Annotated in this window: 16 protein-coding genes; 1 reads left to right on the forward strand and 15 read right to left on the reverse strand. The window is 42.6% G+C overall.

The window, feature by feature from the left end; all coding sequences use genetic code 11:
- Nucleotides 1-515 precede the first annotated feature (515 nt).
- The 14 genes from GSF01_RS07480 to GSF01_RS07545 all read right to left on the reverse strand — a co-directional run bounded on the left by GSF01_RS07480 (nt 516) and on the right by GSF01_RS07545 (nt 17,004).
- Nucleotides 516-1,943 carry an MATE family efflux transporter gene (locus GSF01_RS07480; protein ID WP_159882477.1) on the reverse strand — a complete coding sequence of 476 codons (1,428 nt, stop codon included), beginning with the start codon at nt 1,941-1,943 and terminating at the stop codon, nt 516-518.
- A gap of 46 nt (nt 1,944-1,989) precedes the next feature.
- On the reverse strand, nt 1,990-2,823 hold the full coding sequence (locus GSF01_RS07485; protein WP_159882479.1) for a glycosyltransferase family 2 protein: 834 nt from the start codon (nt 2,821-2,823) through the stop codon (nt 1,990-1,992).
- A 4-nt stretch (nt 2,824-2,827) separates the two neighbouring features.
- On the reverse strand, nt 2,828-4,123 hold the full coding sequence (locus GSF01_RS07490) for an O-antigen polymerase (RefSeq protein ID WP_159882481.1): 1,296 nt from the start codon (nt 4,121-4,123) through the stop codon (nt 2,828-2,830).
- Nucleotides 4,124-4,165: 42 nt separating this feature from the next.
- Nucleotides 4,166-5,332 (reverse strand): glycosyltransferase, encoded by a 1,167-nt coding sequence (locus GSF01_RS07495; protein WP_159882483.1) that lies wholly within the window; start codon nt 5,330-5,332, stop codon nt 4,166-4,168.
- Between the two features lie 93 nt (nt 5,333-5,425).
- A complete protein-coding gene (locus tag GSF01_RS07500; protein ID WP_159882485.1) occupies nt 5,426-6,511 on the reverse strand; it encodes a glycosyltransferase family 4 protein in 1,086 nt (361 codons plus the stop codon).
- Nucleotide 6,512: 1 nt separating this feature from the next.
- Entirely contained in the window at nt 6,513-7,202 is a 690-nt protein-coding gene (locus GSF01_RS07505; RefSeq protein WP_159882487.1) for an HAD family hydrolase, read from the reverse strand.
- Complete coding sequence (locus GSF01_RS07510; RefSeq protein ID WP_159882489.1) at nt 7,199-8,179, reverse strand: ATP-grasp domain-containing protein; 981 nt, start codon at nt 8,177-8,179, stop codon at nt 7,199-7,201. The genes GSF01_RS07505 and GSF01_RS07510 overlap by 4 nt, the downstream gene beginning before the upstream one ends.
- Nucleotides 8,176-8,817, reverse strand: a complete 642-nt coding sequence (locus GSF01_RS07515; RefSeq protein ID WP_159882837.1) for a sugar transferase — start codon at nt 8,815-8,817, stop codon at nt 8,176-8,178. The genes GSF01_RS07510 and GSF01_RS07515 overlap by 4 nt, the downstream gene beginning before the upstream one ends.
- Entirely contained in the window at nt 8,817-9,932 is a 1,116-nt protein-coding gene (locus GSF01_RS07520; protein ID WP_159882491.1) for a DegT/DnrJ/EryC1/StrS family aminotransferase, read from the reverse strand. Before GSF01_RS07520 ends, GSF01_RS07515 begins: the two co-directional genes overlap by 1 nt.
- 184 nt (nt 9,933-10,116) lie before the next feature.
- Nucleotides 10,117-11,940 carry a polysaccharide biosynthesis protein gene (locus GSF01_RS07525; RefSeq protein ID WP_159882493.1) on the reverse strand — a complete coding sequence of 608 codons (1,824 nt, stop codon included), beginning with the start codon at nt 11,938-11,940 and terminating at the stop codon, nt 10,117-10,119.
- Nucleotides 11,941-11,964: 24 nt separating this feature from the next.
- Nucleotides 11,965-12,666, reverse strand: coding sequence for a CpsD/CapB family tyrosine-protein kinase (locus GSF01_RS07530; RefSeq protein ID WP_159882495.1), 702 nt, complete (start codon nt 12,664-12,666; stop codon nt 11,965-11,967).
- On the reverse strand, nt 12,647-13,411 hold the full coding sequence (locus tag GSF01_RS07535) for a YveK family protein (protein WP_159882497.1): 765 nt from the start codon (nt 13,409-13,411) through the stop codon (nt 12,647-12,649). Before GSF01_RS07535 ends, GSF01_RS07530 begins: the two co-directional genes overlap by 20 nt.
- Nucleotides 13,412-13,555: 144 nt before the next feature.
- The gene (locus GSF01_RS07540) at nt 13,556-15,964 is read right to left on the reverse strand and encodes an S-layer homology domain-containing protein (RefSeq protein WP_159882499.1); all 2,409 of its coding nucleotides are present in this window, start codon (nt 15,962-15,964) and stop codon (nt 13,556-13,558) included.
- A 275-nt stretch (nt 15,965-16,239) separates the two neighbouring features.
- Entirely contained in the window at nt 16,240-17,004 is a 765-nt protein-coding gene (locus GSF01_RS07545) for a tyrosine-protein phosphatase (RefSeq protein ID WP_159882501.1), read from the reverse strand.
- 354 nt (nt 17,005-17,358) lie between these two features.
- Here GSF01_RS07545 and GSF01_RS07550 point away from each other — a divergent pair, with 354 nt between their 5' ends.
- Nucleotides 17,359-18,903 carry an ATP-binding protein gene (locus tag GSF01_RS07550; protein ID WP_159882503.1) on the forward strand — a complete coding sequence of 515 codons (1,545 nt, stop codon included), beginning with the start codon at nt 17,359-17,361 and terminating at the stop codon, nt 18,901-18,903.
- A 156-nt stretch (nt 18,904-19,059) separates the two neighbouring features.
- On the opposite strand, the gene GSF01_RS07555 is transcribed toward GSF01_RS07550, so the two are convergent.
- Complete coding sequence (locus GSF01_RS07555) at nt 19,060-20,955, reverse strand: PrkA family serine protein kinase (RefSeq protein ID WP_159882505.1); 1,896 nt, start codon at nt 20,953-20,955, stop codon at nt 19,060-19,062.
- Between the last annotated feature and the right edge of the window lie 147 nt (nt 20,956-21,102).

A 21,102-nucleotide genomic window follows, 5' to 3' on the forward strand; every position in this document is an offset into this window, starting at 1 on the left:
AGTCTCCTTCGTCAGTTCTCGCAAACCTTACGATAGGAGTTTAATAGGATGCTGGCAAGTGTCTCTTTTGCATTTAACTTAGCATTTTTACGCTGCAATATTCGGCACTTTTATTATGCAATAAACACCCGGTCAACACGTATTTCGGATAACCGCTGAAACGGGTCCTGTACGTCTCCGGCGACTTGATCAGATGGACTCCATCGTTGAAGATGTCCCATTTTCGACATTCCTGGAAATCGTAGCCTTCAACATGCTGACAGACAATTGTTCAATGATGCGATGGCCGCATCAAAGTAAAGAGAGCTGCTTGCCCATTCCACGACGCAGAGCCCGGAAATCTAAGCCGATGCTTCTTCGCAAGGAGAAAATACGCACGCCGCTCTTTCTTCCGAATATCTGAGAAGACGTTTTGCCTAGATGGGTGCATGTGACTTATACTTGCTGTCATCCTCTTTGCGCAGTAGTCTTCAAACCAATTCCTGTAATCTCCACATTTTTCTTTTTCGATTTGTTTAATCACTCTTACTTTTAATCATTGTTAGTATACTTTCAAAAGAATTGGTAATATCTTTTCTTTTAATTAATAAATATATCAGGTAAGCTAAAATATAGATTATGACAGTTATCCAAGAGTCAAAACACCATCCCACAATTATAAAAACTGATGTGACTAGGAACTCTAATATAATATCTTTGTAAACAAGTATTCTTAGAACTTTAGATAAATAAATTTCTGCCATGATACTACGTAATACTAAAAGGAAAACAATTGATAAAATAGCTAGATCCAAATTTACGAATAATTGAGTAACAATTATTGTAATGAGTAAACTAATAGCTAATGATATTAAATTAATTTTTAACATTAACTTTTCTTTTCTAAGTGTTTTAAGATATGTATTTACTAAAATAGCCATTTTTCCCTCATAAACAAATATCGGAAATACTATTGCCATATACATAAAGCTATCTGTATATTGCGGTAACCAAATTGTTAAACCAACCTTAAGTGGGTAATATGTAATCAACATCCCAAGTAAAAAAAACAAAATGAAGTCCCGTAGTGTTATGTAGATGTCTGGTAAGTTCTTTTTATCAGTCCTTCTTAAAATAGGGAACATAATAAGTCCTAATGCGTTAATAAATATCATCATAAAGTTTGATATACTTAGAGCTAATGATACTTTTCCAAAAGTAGCAACGTCCCATGAATTTTCAATTCCGAACCTGACACTGCCAATGATTAGCATGCTAGCAAGGTTTGCTATCATTAATTTTATTCCAACATTAATGTTTTCTATAGTTTCACTCAGACTATAATAAAAATCCGATATTTTACGAAAAATAATATCTTTAAGACATATCATAGCGTATATTAAAGATATAAATTTCGCAATCAAATCAGAAATAATAACTAACTTATAGTCTTTAAAGCTAAACATCAATATAACTGTAACTACAAGTACGTATAGTACTTTTTCAAGTATTGCAATTTTAGAAAAATCTTTAATTTTATTAGTAGCTTGTAATATATACAATAACATAAATTTTGTATTAACTAATATTAAAGCAAGTGCAACCATCCTATAAATGAATATTTTATCAATATTATTAATTAAAACACTAGTGGTGATAATTACTAGTATTGCAATTACTATTTGTGAAAAAAATAGCATCCAAAATTGAGAATAGAATAACCGTTTATCGAGCTGACTATACTCTACTCCCCCATATCTTAAGTATATCCCATCATTCCAACCAAAATGCAAAAATCCAACATAGGTAGAAAGAAATATATACAATTGCAAATAACCATACTCCGTTATACCAATTAACTTTGGAACAACAAGTACTATAAGTGTGGAAACAAATAAGGTTACTAAATTTGATGAAAATGTGTAGGAAAAATTTTTCATAAAACTAATTGCTTTAATATTCAAAATTTTCAACCTCGATATCTATTTTTATACAATATATAACAAGCCATCATGACCTATTATTTCCTTTTTTCCAATTTTCATAGTATAAAATGAAGGACTGTCTACTGTAACTAGCCATTTTTTCATTCTCTAGTCCTACGCTACCATCTTCTTTATGAAGGACCCTAATTTCAGGTGTCATATACGTTTTAATTTTTTTCTCTAAAGCTAGTCTAGCCAGATGATTCTCTTCTGAAAATAGAAACATTTTTTCATTATAAACTTCCCCAAGTATATCAAGGGCCTCACAGCCAAATATCACAAAGCTTCCATGACATGCATAAATTTCTCTTCTTTTTATATTTAAAACTCTGTCTAGACTGAGACCTATTATTCTATAAATTTTATTAATCGCAAAACCAATATAGGCTGGTAACTTTCTTTCTTTTATATATGAAAAATATCTAATCCATTCTACAAACTCTATTTTTGAATAGTAATATGGATTTTGGTCTTTTCCACTTAATGTTTTAATTGTAGGAGCAACTATACATTTTTGCATTCCTTCTAAATTTTTTAGAGAGAAACTTTGTATTTGTACATCTGGATTACTAGTGATTAGATACCTAAATGAATATCTTTCTTTTGCTATTTCAATCCCACGATTATTACCATATCCGTATCCTTTATTCTCAATATTAATAAAATCACAATCATTATCTAAAGCAATTTTCTGAATCTGCAAATGTGTTGTCTCATCAAAATAACTATTTACAACAATTATTTTATATAAACATTCTACCGCTTTCTTCGTATCCATAATAAAGTTTTTCAAATCTTCTATATTTCTGTAAGTTAGAACCACAAAGATTAAGTCATAGTTCACTTTATATTGATTCAACCTCTTAATCCTCCTTTACAACAATCTCGTTTTCATTCTGCTTCTGATAAGAAATAGATACATAAATATAGATAAAAAATAGAATAAACGCAAGTGTATAACTCATATAGGCCCATACACTTGTAATAAATCCATATAAGACGTAAAAATAAAAACTCGACAGTACAAGTAAACTAGCGGCTCTAACTTTGCTGATACTAACTATTTTCTTGAAAGTAAAGCTCATGACGACTCCCATAAAAAACATTAAAAATACCCCAAGATATGGTCCAAAATCTTCAATGAAAGGTCTAAATGCTGTAAAAACATTTGTACTCCAATTCCCCCAACTTACACGATCATCGTATATCCCCTGCATCCTCTCGGAAATACCAATAAAGTCAGCAATTCCATAAAATGTTCTCGTGCCGAAATAATAATTAATAGAGTCCATACTATTAGTAAACCAAATATCAAAGGCAGGTATATGTCCTAGTGCGTACAGAACGAACTTCTCATTTATCGTTCTAACTAACTTTATATCAAATACCCCAACTCTCATCATCATAGATAAATAGTTTATTCCCAAAAAAAGCAGTAATACTGTACAAAGATATAAAACAGGCTTCAATTTAAACTTCGCAAACTTGTGGTTTAACTTAACATAAGAGGTTACATAGCCACTAATAAATAAAAATAAACTTCCAATTAGGATTGCTTTTGTATTCTGTGTTAGAATGACGAGAAGTGCAGGGAAAATAGAAGACAAACAGAGTATTCTTAATTTCTTCTCCTTAAAAAAATTAAAATTATACCCTCCAACGAGAGGAGAAAAGTATACTGACACTAGAAATAATCTACTGATTTGACTCGATCCTTCGCTACTTCCGGAATAACGTTCAATTGCAGCAGTATTATTTAATTCTAGAAGTGAAGCGGTGTTCAGTAATTGATTTAAAGATATTCCATGCTGAAAAAAGTAATCAAATGAATAACAACTTCCTAAGAAAATAGATAAAAAAAGTGTTATTTGAGCTACATTAGGATTAACAGTATAACTACTTTCCTTGACTACTTGAGTCGCTTTTATATACTTTTTAGTATAGGGTAATAGTCCTCCTAACGAAAATGAAAACATTGCAATTAACATCCAAAAAACCCCATACAAACTAAAATCATAATCTCCAAATATCATCAATGCTGCTACAATATGTATTGTGAAGTAAGTTTGTAAAAACATTGTCGGATGGGCTAATGTCTTATGAATACTATAAAAAAATGTTATAATAAATAATTGAATTAAAATCATTAAAAATATCATGACATGCTACTCCTGATCCTCTTTAATCTTATTGCTATAAGACTACCTAGTACTCTCTGCTTTTTCCCAAAAAGGTCTTGCCTTACCTGTCAAAATATTATAGACTCCGACCCACTGTGCGATAATTGTAACGCTGTAGTAATAAATTAATGTCATATACTTATTTTTTATTTTAAATATTGCTCTAACTAATGCCAATAAATAAAACATTAATTGCCCAATAAAAGTAAATAGAAAAAACCAAGAATTGTTCACCAATAATGCATTTGATACAAATAAAATAAGATGTGAAATCCACAATAAATATCTACATGTTCTATGGCCAAAATAAAAGTAAGAAAACCACTTATACCTAAATATATTAAGGATCCTCAGATCAGGTAGGATATGTTTGAGAATAAGTCTATTCATCCTTACCTTTCGACTAAACTCGTCTTCAATAACTTCTCCAGCCTTTTCAAAAGCTATGGCATCATGGTTAGCAATTGCTCTTTTTCCTTGCAATGCATACAATTGTGGCATTGCTGTATCATGACTTTGGATCGGGTCAAATTCCCAGTAATCCTTTGTTCTACAAGCATACAATGCTCCGTTACCTGCTGTAATTGTTTGTATCCTTCCTTCTATTTCTCTAATAGTCAAATCACTATCCCAATAGCTAGCTTCTGCACTACTTATTTCACTAGATTCCTGATTAATAATAGATAATCTTCCCGAAACATACGCAATATCTTCTGATGTAAATGCAGCCATAAGTTCTTTTATAGAATCTTTATGCATTATGGAATTAGCATCAGTCATTACCAAATAGTCAGTCGTAACTGTTTTTTGTGCTTCATTTTGAGCATTTGTTTTTCCTTTTCGATCTTTTGTTTGATAAAGTCGAATCTTTCTATTGGGGTACTCTTTTATAAACTTTTTAATAATATCATTTGTATTATCTGTACTATTATCAGAGGTTACTAGATATTGTAATTTATCTTGAGGATAATTTAACTCTAACACATTATGAAGTTTGTCCAATATTACTTTTTCTTCATTATGTGCAACTATCAAAACTGTTACTTCAGGACAATGAGAATAGTCTTTTTCTAAAGTTTTACCTTTGTATATGCGTTCAATTAACTTGAGAGATGCTGGATACCCTATCATAGCCCAAATTATAATAAAACCACTTGTATAAAATAAGATCAGATAAAATAGTTCCATATAATTCTCCTTCTTAACATTAATCCACAGACTTTTTGTAAAAGTACTCTTTTTTGACCCTCAATTAATCTAGTATAAATAGGTTTTAAGGTATTAACTTTTATATATATTAATTATTTCCTCTGCCATTTTCCTAGATGTTAAATTATCTTTATAGAAATGGTAAGCTTTATTTACCATATCCGTCGCCCTACTATTATCAGTTAAAACATCATATATAGATACACTGAGCGCCTTAATATCACCATAATCTACTCCGATACAATAATCCTTCATATCAGAATATCCCCCAGTTTTCGTACGAATAACGGGTACATGCATGGCAAAAGCTTCTATACAAACAATTCCGAATCCCTCGTTCTTACTTGGCAAAACCATTAAATCGGAAATATTTAGCATGTCCACTGGATTCACGTATCCTGTGAAATCAATATTATCCTTTAAACCATGAAGTTCAGCTCTTTGAATAATTTTGCTTTTATACTCGTCTGCACCATTGCCAGTCAATAATACTTTACATTCAAATTTGGGATTAAAATTTTTCAACATTTCTCCCAGAGCGTCCATAAGATATAGATGGCCTTTTATTTCAGTTAGTCGACCTAATAAGCAAATTACCTTTTCATTTTTCACATTAAACTGTTCTCTTAATTTCTGTTTTTTTTCCTCTGAGTATTTAATATAACTGTCAGATTCAATACCATTATAAACGACTTTTAATTTATTCTTAGGTATACCTAGCTTTTCATTCAACATAGGTAACATATCACTCGAAACAGTCAATGTTTTTTTTCCGCAAAAAGTGAAAGTTTTATAAATCAGGTTGGATGGAATATGATTAGAATGGTTGGTCCATATAAATTCAATCCCTGTGAGTAATGATAATAATTTAGTATAGATTCCCGTAGAACGCCAATGTGTGTGTATTATATCAATGTTATTCTTGTGAACTAGTCTTATAAGAAAAATAAGATTCATTAATTGTATAAAAGGGTTTTTAGACATAAGTGGGATTTCAATATGCTCAATCCCTATCTTTTCTAATTTCCTTTTATGTGGTCCACCAGAAGACACAACAATGACATAATTCCCCTCTAAAGATAACGTATGAGATAATTGAATAATGTGCGAGTTTACACCTGAATCGTTCATATGTTTTGACAATTGCAATATATTCATTTTATTCTCCTACATCATTTTGAATCAATTTATTCAGATCTAGCAAAGAAGTAACCTTTAATGATTCCCTAATATTTTCATAATATAATTCATATTTATAAATGGAGTACTCTCTAGCAATTCTCACAGTTCTTATTGGATAGATGCTATTGATATAAAAATCCTTTTTAGGATTATCACCGACATAAATCATCTCATCAAATTCAAAATTCATCCGTTCTTTCATTATTTCAAATGCTTTAGGATGTGGCTTCCAATACTCTCTTCCCAATTCATCCGTTACGATAATTTCATCAAAATAATCAAATGCTTTTACTGCATCCAATTTTTTATATTGAGAATTAGCATAACCATCGGTTATAATCCCTACCTTTAATCCTCTCTTTTTTAAGTTAATCAAGCAAGGTACTACATCATCAAAAAAATCAATAGACGGCAAATGATTCCGATAATGTTCTACAAGTTCCAGTATCTCATTTTTCGTATACGCAATTTGCAAAGTGTCAAATAGCCTGTTAAATACGTTCACAGAGCTTTGGTTAAATAATTCTACTAATAGTCGATAAAGTTCTTTTTCGCTTATTTGAAGTTTCAAACTTAATAGGTTAGATATATAATGATAACCACTTTCAATGTATTTTCTTTCAGAAATTAGCGTATCATCTAAATCAAATATAACTGCTTTTATCATTTTACTAACTCCACGTTAGGATCTATGCAAATACTACTGTCGAATCTTAAAAATATAAGATTATCTTTAAAATTTTCGTTATATTCTAATTTTTCTCCCATCAATAATAGAAAAAGATATTCACAAGAGTCTGCACCACTCATAATACTCATTGGTGCTCCCCCTCCAAATCTTGGATTAATTTCTATATACTCAATGCCCCTGTTAGTTTTCATAAGTTGAACAGTTACATGCCCAATCGGCTTGAGTAAATCAATTAATTTAATAACATCATCAATGATCTCTCTGTCTCTTATGATCTTCCCTTTAGATATCTCACCACTACGGGTGGCTATCCTTAATCTAGGAACGATCGAAATGATATTACCATCGAAATCTGAAAATACATCAATGGTAAACTCTTCGCCTTCCATAAAATCTTGAATTATAGCGTTATTAACAATTCCTTTATAGATGTTTAACTCATCTTTATTATTAACTTTAAAGGTATTTATACTTGAACTTCCAGATTTAGGTTTTATAAACAGCGGAAACTTAAGATCACCATTCTCAATCTCTTCGTCTGTGTACATCTTAGGGACTCCAAAATTATTTGCTTCTAAAAATTTTTGGGTTCTTGTTTTATCTCTACAGATTTCTATAACTTTCTCATCTGATATTAAAATCTTGGCATTAGTTTTTTCTTCAATATTTTTTTTGTTTTCTGCAAGCAAAAGTAAATCAGTATCGATTGTTGGAACGACTAATGAAATTTTTTCTATGCTACATGCTTCAATGATAGAATCAACATAGTTAGGCTCATCAATACGCGGCAATATACACGTTTTATCTGCAAAGTATAAAGCTGGTGCTGTGTCAGAACAGTCAGCAGCCACAATATTACTTTTAATTTCCAACCTTTTTGCCGCTCTTTGAAAACACTGCACTAGTTCTACGCGTCTTCCCGCACTTAGAATTAAAACATTAATCTCTTTCATCTATTCCCCTCCGCCTTACTACCTTCAAAATACTCCATCGTCACAGCAGTCTCTGAATGGATACCCTCTCTGACAAACACTTTCTTAATCGTCAGAAAAATAATCTTCCAATCTTCAATAAAACTAACATTGTCTATATACTGTACATCTAGGTTAAACTTATCTTCCCATCCAATAGCATTCCTACCACTAATCTGTGCCAAACCCGACAGCCCAGGTCTTACTTCGTGACGTCGCTTTTGTTGTTCGTTATAGAGAGGTAAATATTGCACCAACAATGGTCTTGGCCCAACAATGGACATGTCACCCTTTAGAATATTAAACAACTCGGGAAGCTCATCCAGTGATGTAGAGCGCAAGAATCGGCCGAATCTGGTCAGCCGTACCGCATCCGGCAGCAGTTCTCCGTTGCCGTCCCGCACATCCGTCATGGTCCTAAATTTATACATCATAAAAATTTTCTCATTTAAACCTGGTCTTTGTTGCTTAAAAATTACAGGACTACCCAACTTCATTCTTACTAATAATCCAACTACCAGAAACACGGGAATAAGTACTAAAATAGCACTCAATGATAAGACAATATCCATTGGTCTTTTTATTACTTTTCTATATAAACAACCTTTGGATTGAACCATCATTCCCACCACAATCTTTTAATAATATCTACAACCGTCCCCAAATCCTCATCAGTCATCTTCGTATCGGAAGGTAAACAGACGCCATTCTCAAACAATTTTTCCGACACGTCTGTTCCAACAAAATCGTACTTTTCAAAGAATGGCTGCCTATGCATCGGCTTCCAAACCGGTCTAGATTCGATATTTTCCTTTTCAAGGGCATCCATAATATCTATCGGTCTGATCTTGCCGCTTAGAGTCACAGAGCTTAACCAATAATTAGGCTCATCCCATGTATTGCTGGGCATAAATTCAATTCCGTTGAGTGCACTTAGTTGTTTCTTGTAAAACTCAAAGATATATCGCTTCTTTTCAACTCGCCTATCTAAAACTTTCAGTTGCCCTCTTCCGATTCCCGCAACGACATTGCTCATTCGATAATTAAAGCCTAATTCGCTGTGCTGATAGTGTCTTGCCTGATCTCTGGACTGAGTTGCCCAAAACCTGGCCTTTGCAATGCCTTCTTCGTTATCCGAAACCAACATCCCGCCGCCTGAAGTGGTAATAATTTTGTTTCCATTAAAGGAGAAAATCCCATAGTCTCCAAAGGTTCCGGTATGTTTCCCTTTATAATAAGTACCTAGGCTTTCCGCGGCATCTTCTATTAATATAACGTTATGTTTCCTGCAAAGGTCTACGATCTGATCGATTTGTGCCGATATGCCGTAAAGATGTACGACAATCACTGCCTTAACATTTGGATACTTGTCAAATGCCCTCTCCAAAGCCTGCGGACACATATTCCAAGTTTCATAATCGCTATCAATAAAAACAGGTATCGCATTCTGATAGATTATAGGATTGGCTGTAGCTGAGAAGGTTAAGGTCGGGCAAAACACTATGTCGCCTTCCCCCACTCCTGCCGCTTTAAGTGCAAGGTGAATTGCGGCCGTCCCTGAGGATAAGGCTGCAGCAGCTTTAGAACCAACCTTAGCCGCTAATTCATGTTCAAATTGATTTACATTCTCGCCAAGAGGTGCAATCCAGTTCGTATCAAATGCTTCCTGTATGTACTGCATCTCATAGCCCTCATCACTCATATGTGGCGATGAAAGAAATATTCGCTCTCTCATTACTTGAGGACTTCCTTCCTGTATGAATAATCATATTCTCAAAAAAACAAAGTCCCCGACCCGCCTTTCCCCAAAGGAACAGACTCTATCTGAGACTTTATCCTACTCTCCCCACGACGACCAACAATTTGCAAGCAGAAAGTATGTATTATTACTATGTACTTTCAACAATCACTATCTAGAATCAACTCACATTCAAAAACGTAGGCACCATACTCTTCAAGCTCTCGCGAATCTTAGCCCGGTCCCCACACAAGCTCTTCTCCAGCATCTTCAGCTCTAGCTCGAACTGCCCTTGGTTCACCAATGTCGGCTTTCCGATAAAAATCCGGTCATGCGTCGTCGAGCCGATCCCCTCTTCATCGGTGAGCAGTTCCTCATACAACTTCTCCCCCGGTCGAATCCCGCTGAACTTGATCTCGATCTCCTCATACGGTTCAAAGCCGGACAATCGGATCAAATCTTCGGCCAGTTGTACGATCCGTACAGGTTCCCCCATATCGAGGATGAAGATCTCTCCGCCCTTCGCGAAGGCTCCTGCCTGGATGACCAGCTGCACGGCTTCCGGGATGGTCATAAAGTAGCGGATCATATCCGGGTGAGTGACAGTGACAGGGCCGCCCAATGCGATCTGCCGCTTGAAGTGCGGGATGACGCTGCCCCGGCTCCCAAGCACATTACCGAAGCGGACCGCAACGAACTTAGTCTTGCTGGTTTTGCCCAGCGACTGGACGATCATCTCGGCGATACGCTTCGTCGTCCCCATGATGCTGGTCGGGTTGACGGCCTTGTCGGTCGAGATGAGTACGAAGCGCTCGCTGCTGTACCGGTCGGCGGCTTCGGCGACGTTCTTCGTACCGAACACGTTGTTCTTGATCGCCTCAGCCGGGTTGCGCTCCATCAGCGGTACATGCTTGTGGGCAGCCGCGTGAAAGACAACCTCCGGCCGGTACATCTGGAACACTTCATCGATTCTCTCTCTATCTTGTATATCTGCGATTATAGTCTCGATCAGGAGATCTGGGTATTTCCTTCGCATCTCCATCTCGATATTGTAGATGCTGTTCTCCCCATGCCCGAGTAAGACTAGACATTTGGGCCGGAAGGGGGCAATCTGACGGCACAGCTCGGAGCCTATAGAACCTCCGGCACCCGTCACGAGTACGGTTTTATGTTCAACGTAATTGGCAATACCCTCCAAGTCGACATTGATCGGATCGCGTCCAAGCAGGTCTTCGACTTCCACGTCCCGGATTTGCCTGACGGTTACCTTCCCGTTAATAAGATCATTCAGATTGGGAATGATTCTCAGTTTGGCCTTTGTCCCCTTGCACACCTCGATAATCTCGGCTGTCGCTTTCTTGGATAGGGATGGAATGGCTATAATGATCTCATCAATTTTCATTGAAGCAGTGAGGGAAACAATCTGTTTTCGCGAACCGACGACAGGCAGATCATGAATGCGCTGCTTATGCTTCAAACGGTCGTCATCGATAAAGGCCACCGGGTAGATATCAGCGTCCAGTTGACTGAGCATTTCCTTAGCGATCAGTGCACCGCAATCCCCTGCACCGAAGATCAAAGCATTTTTTTGCGTAGCGGGCTTCTTGATGAGGAATTTATCCCGCACAACCCGCCAAGCAAAGCGCGAGCCGCCTACGAAAAGAAGCAATGTTTCGTAGTGCCTCAGCAGAATGGATAATGGCACTCTCTCCAAAGTAACTACGTAGGTCACCGTATAGGAGAGCAGCACGCCGAGCGTCACTGATTTGAAGATCGCTATGATCTCCCCGATACTGGCATACTGCCACACCCGGTTATAAAGCTTGAAGTACCGCATGACGAGGAAACAGATGACACAGGAGACAGCTCCATAGATCAATGCCTGAACGATAAAAGAGGATGGAATGCTGCCATCAAAACGTAGCGCATATGCGGTTAAAATGCTGAACCATACGATCGCCATGTCCAGAAACACCAGCAGCGAAAGCCGTTTTTCGTAACTCATCTCCATCCTCCAGTACCTATATGCTTATTTTTTGGACTCGTCGGCCCCATAGTAGTAATAATAGTAGGATTCCGCATTTTTTCGGTCCATATTGTTCAATACGACGCCAAGGATGCGGGCCTTGACATGGTCCAGATTGGCCTTGGCCTTAATCGCCATGTCGCGCTTGACTTTGCCCGAATCGACTACCAAGAGAACCCCATCGCATTTCGTTGCTACAATCTGGGAGTCCGTTACTGCGAGCGTTGGAGGAGCATCTACAAGAATGATATCGAAGACCTTCTTAAGCTCTTCCAGCAAGGCCGTCATCCGCTTGGATGCCAGCATTTCAGATGGATTGGGCGGGATCGGTCCGGAGGTGATTAGCGACAGGTTGTTCACATACGTATGCTGGACAACTTCGCTTAGCTGCGCCTGTCCCGAAAGTATGGAGGTCAGTCCCCAGCGGTTCGTGACGGCAAACGTATGATGCATGGTAGGCTTACGCAGATCCGCGTCGATCACGACGACCTTCATATCGGCCTGCGCATAGGCGACAGCAAGGTTTGTCAACGTCGTTGATTTTCCTTCACCTGGACCTGCGGAGGTCACCATGATGACCCGCAGCTCATCGTCAATCGCGGAAAATTGAATATTCGTGCGCAGCGTACGATAGGCCTCGGAGATCGGAGACTTCGGATTTTCGTGTGTGATGATCGGCCTGCGATTATTGGTTGATGGTAGCACGGGTCGTTTCACCTACTTGTCCGGGTTTATGGGTAGAGGGGGCCGCCTTTGTACCGAGCATATCCTCTTCCTTGATTCTCGCAATCATCGCAACCGTAGGAAGATCCAGGAACTGCTTGATGTCGTCCTCCGTCTTAATGGAGTCGTCAAGATATTCCATCAGGAAGGCCAGTCCGATCGCGATCATCAGGGAAACGACCAGGCTGATGGCTATATTCAGCTTTGGGTTAGGCTTAACAGGAGACGGATTGTCCAGATAGGTCGCCTCGTTCAGAAGCGAAACATTATCTACTTTCATAATAGATGGAATCTCATCCTGGAATACCTTGGACACCGCATTCACGATATCCGCTGCTTTATTGTAAGAGTTGTCTTGTACGATAAGTGTCATGACCTGGGTGTTATTGACAGAACTAACTCGAACTTTCTTAATCAGTTGATCCGAATTGAGATTAAATTGCGGATAATCCTTGGCTACTTTATCCATAATCCGCGGTGTCTTGATAACTTCCTTGTACGTATCGATCAATCGGATATTCAAGTTAACCGAGTTGATATCTACCTGCTGCAGGCCTTGCTGTTCATTGGACTTGTTCACAATCAATTTCGTAGAAGCCTCATAGACCGGCTCCATGAAAAAATAACTGACAATACCTGTTGCCAGCGTGCACAACAATACAAAGGCAAGGATTAGCCAGATCCGCTTGCGAATGATCTTGATATAATCCTTCAAATCGAGTTCCATTATGTTCCCCCATCCCTAGAAAGACAGCGTTTAAAAATCCTCACGTAAACAAAAAAATCGAGTTAATTCCACATTTTTCGCAAATAAGCATTGAAATTGGATACCTTCTCTCACTATGAGAGAAGGTATCCAACCTGAGCTTAACTATTTGTTCAACAAACGATAGATCACTACCGCAGCTTGTGCACGGGTAGAGTTAGCGTTTGGATTGAACTTGTCGCCCTCTTCCCCGATGATGATACCAGCGGAAGCGGACAAGGCAACTCCGGCTTTCAGGGAGGCATGGATATCCTCGCTGTCTACGAAGCCTTTCAGAGCAGCATCTGCATCCTTCACGGCAGCAATATCCTTGACGGAAGTCAGGGCTCTTGCAGCGATCGTAGCCATCTCGGCACGTGTGATCTTGCCATTCGGCTCGAACTGACCTTCAGAACGGCCGTTGACCAGGCCATGCTTCACAGCTGCAGCTACATAAGGCTGGAACCAGTCGGAGTCATTGACATCGTCAAAGCTTTCCGACGCATTCGGTGCTTGAAGACCGAACGTATTGACGATCATTTTGGCGAACTCGGCGCGGGTAACCGTCTCGTTCGGCACGAACTGCTTCTCGGCGCGTCCTTCAACGATACCCTTGGCAGCTGCTACTTCAATCTGACGGCCGGCCCATGCCTGAACGGAAGCCGTATCGTCGAACGTCACATGGTTCTCAACAACGGTGTAAGACGAGAACGAGCTGCGGTTCTGTGACACTTGTCCTGTTGTCGGATCGTACATGCCGCCGTAGTTCTCCAGCGCGCCGTCAACGATCTTCACCAGCGTAAGCTTCTCCTTGTCGAACTTGCTTGCATCTTCAACCGGCAGGCTCAAGACGATCGGTTGGGAGAAGACCGTTACGGTTTTACCGTCCACGGTAATATTGAATTCATATACTTTGGAGGCAAGCGGAAGATCCGTTACGTCTTTGGCCGCCGAAGCATCGCGAGTTTGGATCGACAAGTTCGTGTCACCGTTGAAAGCAACAGGGTTCAGCGCTACGCCAACGCCGTTCACCAGAATCGCGACTTGATCGATTTTGCCGGTTTTCGCAGCTTCCAGGACCGACTTCGCCAGTGGGATAGCGATGGAGCCGGCATCGACTTTACCCAGATTCAGCTTAAGCACAAGCTTCTCCGTCAGGTTTGCTTTCACGCCCAGCTTATCCAGCTTGTCGCTGAGAAGCTTCGCTTGATCCAGCACGTTCTGGATCTGCTTAACCAGGTCAGCAGCGTCAATCTTCAATTCGGCTTTGCCATCCGTTACGCTTACTTTGCCGGAAAGATCGAGCGTAGCTGCCTTGGCAATCGCTTCGAAAGCTTTATCAACTAGCTTGTCGAGGAACTCCTGCTTAGCTGCGCCTTCCAGCTTGGCCAGCTCGGCTGCAGCTTGATCAAGCTCCTTGCTCACGGCGTCAACAGCCGGGTCGTTTGTCGTCGCAGATCCGCCACCGCCGCCACCGCCGCCGTTGCCAGATTTCTGCTCTTCCTCTTTGGATACGGTGATGGTTTTCTTAAACACAAGCTTGTTCAGCTTCTCGTTCTCAATACCAAGCGCAAGTCGTCCGTACACTTCGCCGGTTACCGAAGCGCCTGCACCGTAAACACTTGCGGTAACTCTGCCAAGTGATTCATCATAGCTGACGGTAACGCCGCGATCTGCAGGGGTAAAGCCTACCTCCAGCAGTTTAGCCGGCACCTTGATACCAGCTACATTAAAGTTAAACTTGTATGTACCGTTTACGCTAGAGCTTTCCACGTTAGAAATGGACTTGTCTACTTTGTAGCGAAGAGCCGCAAGCCCCAGGCTGTAGACTGCTTGATGTTCCGGATCCACTTCGTCGATAAATTTCAACGAAGTTTCGGCGATTTCTTCCGCTCCGATGCCCAGCCCAGCTAGCAATTTGTTGAACTTGTTGGACTCACTCAATACCGCTTCTGCAGCTTCCTTGACAATCTTCTTCAGCTCGGCTTTATCCTGAGCCGCCAGCTTACCCAGGCTAATAAAATCTGCATCCTGCAGCTTCTCAAGCAGCTTGGATTGGAAAGAGTAGGCATAGCTCAGCACATCGTTGGTCGATACCTCGGATTGTTTCAGGTCGACGCCGGCAGCTTCCTGCAGCTTCTGCAAGGTAGCACGAACTTCCGACTTATTCAGATAAGCAATCAGCGTATCCTTGTTCGTTCCAAAGAACGGGTCTAGCTGGGTAAACAGCTTCAGAACGGCTTCCTTATCTTCCTTTTCGTTTAGCTCGGTAGTCAGCAAGGAAACCAGGCTTACATCACTCAAGCCTTTCAATTTTGCATCGGCAGCCTCTACAGCGGCCTTCTCGCCCGGCTCCCAATCCAGGTACGATTGCAGCTTTTGAAGCTTAGCTGCAACATCATCCAACGTAGCGGCATGCGCCGCGTTGCTGAAGCCCAATTTCTCAAACAGACCCTTTTGGCTTAGCGGCAATCCAGCGAAGGATGCAACAGCCAAGCTAGCAGCTACAGTTGTGGCAAGTATTTTTTTCTTCACTATTTACATTCCTCTCCTTGTCCTGCAATAATTTATAAAGAAAATATGTAGAAGAAACGCCTTCTGCTGCTTGCTGTAAGTTATAGCGAACAGGGGGGCGCTCCCTCCACTTCTTTATCGGCGGAATCTCTCATTATGTATAGCAACATCTATAAAACTATACAAAAACTATACAGATAGAAATCTTACATGAAGATCAAGAAATGGTCAATTCATTTAAATCGTTTTCATTCAAAATAAAGAATATTTTATTTTCCCAGATATCCCCAGGCGACCTACCAAATTTTCCACCACTGCTTACGTCGGCCTTGGGGCGCGGCGAGGAACTTGATCTCCTCCTGATGAAGCAGCCGGTGAGCATTGTCGCTCAAGTAAGCAGCCATCGTCGCCCCGCATTCCTGAGCAATCAGGGAGTAGGACTGCTTGAGTCCGAAGGCTCGGTTCTCGAGATTATGCGCATCCGAGGAAATGAACTGGGCAAGCCCCTGCGCGCACCAGTCCAGACACAGCTTCTGCAGCTTGCGGCCGAATGCGCCGTTGACCGAGTGGGAGGTCAGCTGGGACAGCGCACCGACTTCAATCAGGCGAGCGAGCTTGTCCGGATCGGCAGCGAGGACGGCATTGCGTTCAGGATGAGCGATGATCGGTATGCGATTCAGCAGGCGCAGCTCGTGAATCATCTCTTCCGCATAGGCGGGAACGTCCGAGCTCGGCAGCTCCAGCAGCAGATAAGGCGTATCGTGAAGCCCGATCGTCCCGCCGGCCTGCAGATCTTCCAGCAGCTCCCGATTGAGACGAACCTCTTGTCCGGCCAGCACCTTCACCCCCACCCCGCGTGCCTCTAGCAGATGGTTCAAGGTGTCCACATCTTGACGGATATGAGCTCCCGGATTCGAGTATTTGCCGTTGGCATGATGCGGCGTGGCGATCAGCGTGCTTATGCCTTCCTGTTCAGCGGCCTGAGCCATGCGGACTGCCTGCTCCTCATCAACAGCTCCGTCGTCGATCCCGGGAAGGATATGAGTATGTATGTCTATCAATATTCCGTCTCCTATCTTAGCAAACTTAGCAAACTCTATTGTTCTCTTGTTACTTATAATTATAATGAATAGCATGTGATTTGTCATGACCGGATTATGTGAACTTTGCCACTGAAAAAAATAGTTGTCCGTTAATGTCAACGCGCATTTACTTCGGATTTGGCGAGGCGCTATAATGATTTCATCTGACGATTCGGCGCGGCGCGGGCTTCCGTCCCTGTACTTGGGAAGCCCTCCGAAATCCGTTCATCCCAGCACGGATCAGCTTTCCATATACTTGCAATTTTAGCTAGGATACTGGATATCTTCCGTGATATAATGAATCGAATTGGAACAGGCAGGTGATTTCATTTCATGCAAAAAATACCAGTCATCCGAGACAAGAAAAGCTCGGACATCCTCATCATTCCATCGGATGAAGTGGTGAAAATCGAATGTATTCGCGATAAAGAATATATCATTCATACGGTAACCGATAAGTACTACTGGGCGGCGTCTCTTGAGGCTTTCGAGGAATGGCTGTTCGAGGAGGGCTTCCGACTCATCGATCAGATGAATGTGGTCAATATGAATCACGTGACCGAATACGAAGCGCGCAAGGGCACGGTCAAGCTGCAAACCGGTTCGGCACCGACTTATAAGACCGCATCGGCAGCGTGGATTCACAGTGAGCATATCATCAATGTGATGAGTCTGCTGCGTAAGATGAAGGATCTCGATCATGGCATCCCCGAAGAAGAAGACGATATTTTCGAGACGATTCTTGCACAGGAAGAGGACCACCGGTTCGCCCGCTCCTACGCCATGATTAAGGCGCTCTACGAGAAGCGCAAAGCCGAAATCCTGCTGGAGGAAAGCGAGCTTCGCTATAAGTCGCTGTTCGAGCACAATCCGGACCCGATATGCTCCTTCAATCTGAACGGACAGATCACCAGCATGAATCCGGTGATGTACGCGGCTACCGGGTACATGGAGCAGGAACTGCTGAACAAAACGATCGACGCCCTGCTGTTTCCCGAGCATTATGCCGTCTGGTCGGCTAATTTTCTGAACACGCTGAACGGCTCGCCGTCTCATTGCGAGATCGCCTTACGTCACAAGGACGGCCACCGGATCGAGTTGAGCATGCATGGCTTCCCGATTCTTGTGGGCAAGCAGATCGCCGGGGTGTTTATGATCGGCCAGGACATCAGCGAACGCAAGCGCGCCGAGGAAATGCTGCTCCGCTCCGAGAAGCTGTCGATCGTCGGCCAGATGGCTGCCGGGGTCGCTCATGAAATTCGCAATCCGCTGACCTCGCTCAAAGGTTTCGTCCAGCTCATGCAGTCGCGGGTGGACGGTTTCGATCATTATTTCAACATCATGCTGGAGGAGCTCGAGCGGATCAATTTCATCGTCAGCGAGTTCCTGGTTATCGCGAAGCCCCAGTCAGTGGTCTTCCAGCCCAAGGACCCCGTTACGATCTTGCAAAATACAATCCTGCTGACAGGCTCGCAGGCGATTATTCATAACGTTCACATCGATACTCATGCCGAACCCGACCTGCCGTACATCAATTGCGACGAAAATCAAATCAAGCAGGTGTTCATTAACATTTTGAACAACTCGGTCGATTCGATGAAGGACGGCGGTACGATCACGACGGAATTCAAGCTGCATGAGGACGGCCGGGTACTGATGCGGTTTACGGATCAGGGCTGCGGCATCCCGCAGGACCGGCTTCCCCGCCTCGGCGAACCGTTCTATACAACGAAGGAAAAAGGAACGGGGCTTGGCCTGATGGTGACGTTCAAGATTATCGAGAATCATGGCGGAGAGATGAAAATACGGAGCGAGCTAGGGAAGGGCACGACGGTAGAAATCTATATGCCGGCCGTCAAGCCTCCCGCCGCCGACTGAGGAATATAGCTGCAAGCGCGCAAAAAGCCTGCCGAGCCGCATGAACGGTTCCGCAGGCTTTCGCTTTGCGCGTTGGCGGGTGCTCTCCCGCCTCCTAACCTCCTAGGATAGCTAGAGGATGCAGGACATAAGCTAAGGCTGCCTGCCCGACAGGCCTTACCTGTTCAGCAGACTGCCCACGTACCGCAGAAGCTCATTGGCGGATGCGGTCGTATACCCGTGCTCCTCCACAAGCCGCTTGATCACCTCATTGATCCGCTTCAGCTGATTCTCATCAGGCGTCTTCGTGGACGTCGTAATTTTAACGATATCCTTCAGATCGGTAAACAGCTTCTTTTCGATCGCTTCCCGCAGCCGCTCATGACTGCTATAGTCGAATCGTCGGCCTTTGCGGGAATAGGACGACATGCGGATCAGAATTTCTTCGCGGAAGGCCTTCTTCGCATTTTCGGATATGCCGATCTGCTCTTCGATGGAGCGCATCAGCCTCTCGTCCGGGTCCATCTCCTCGCCGGTCAGCGGGTCTTTGATTTTCGTCCAGTTGCAGTAAGCCTCGATATTGTCCAGATAGTTGTTGAACAGCGTCTTGGCCGATTCATCGAATGAATACACGAATGCCTTCTGCACCTCCTTCTTGGCCAGCTCGTCATATTCCTTGCGCGCGATTGATATAAAATTGAGATAACGCTCCCTCTCATCCTTCGTAATCGACGGATGCTGGTCCAGACCGTCCTTCAACGCCCGTAGCACATCAAGCGCATTGATGAACTCCAGGTCGTGGCGAATCAGCGCGCTCGATATGCGGTTGATGACATAACGCGGGTCGATGCCGGTCATGCCTTCCTCCAGAAACTCGCTCTGCATTTCCTTCAGATCCGCTTCCTTGTAGCCCTCCACTTCCTGACCGTCATACATGCGCATCTTCTTCACCAGATCCATCCCTTGCTTCTTCGACTCCTTCAACCGGGTGAGTATGGAGAAGATGGCCGCCGCCCGGAGCGAATGGGGAGCGATATGTACATGCTTCATGTCACTTTGACCGATGAGCTTGGTATAGATCCGTTCTTCCTCCGATACCTTGAGGTTATATGGAATCGGCATCACAATCATACGCGACTGCAGCGCTTCATTTTTCTTGTTGGCAATAAAGGACTTATACTCGGATTCGTTCGTATGGGCGATAATCAGCTCATCCGCGCTGATCAAGGCAAACCGCCCGGCCTTAAAATTGCCCTCCTGGGTCAGCGACAGCAGATTCCACAGGAATTTCTCGTCGCATTTAAGCATTTCCTGAAACTCCATAAGTCCCCGGTTGGCCTTGTTCAGCTCTCCGTCGAAGCGGTAAGCGCGCGGATCGGACTCCGAACCGTATTCCGTAATGGTCGAAAAGTCGATGCTGCCGGTCAAATCGGCGATATCCTGCGACTTCGGATCCGATGGGCTGAAGGTCCCGATGCCCGTCCGGCTATCCTCGGAAATAAATACGCGCTCGATCAGGACATCCTCGATCCGTCCGGCGTATTCCTCGCGAAGCCGGATCTGGCAGGAAGGGCATAGATTTCCTTCGATCTTCACGCTGAACTCCTTTTCCACCTCCGGACGCAGCTCGTGGGGGATCAGATGCAGCGGCTCTTCATGCATAGGGCATCCCTTGATCGCATACACGGCGCCTGCATCCGTACGAGAGAATTGCTCCAGCCCCCGCTTGAGCATCGTGACGAGCGTCGACTTGCCGCCGCTTACCGGCCCCATCAGCAGCAGGATACGCTTGCGCACGTCAAGCCGCCTTGCCGCCGAATGAAAATATTCCTCGACCAGCTTCTCCACGGCAGAGTTCAGACCGAAGATCTCCTTCTCGAAAAACTGATACTTCCGATGCCCGCCCTCTTCGATGATGCCGTGAGAGGCGATCATTTCGTATACGCGCGCATGCGCCGTCATGGCAAGGCGAGGCTGGTCGCGAAGCTTCTGCATATAGTCGGCAAAGGTTCCGGCCCAGGCCAGCCTTTCCGTCTCCGTGCGATAATCGGCGATTTTCTTGAATATATTCATGTTTCTTACCTCCTCCGGGCTTTGCGCAGCAGGCAAAACCAGCTTTCAAGAATGTCGGCACTAGCTAAGGGCGGTCTTGGCGTTATCCCTGGCTTATTCGTTCGCTCATCTGAAATCTGAAGTGTATTAAATACCTATGCTGGAACT

Source organism: Paenibacillus puerhi (assembly GCF_009846885.1).
GTDB lineage: Bacteria > Bacillota > Bacilli > Paenibacillales > NBRC-103111 > Paenibacillus_G > Paenibacillus_G puerhi.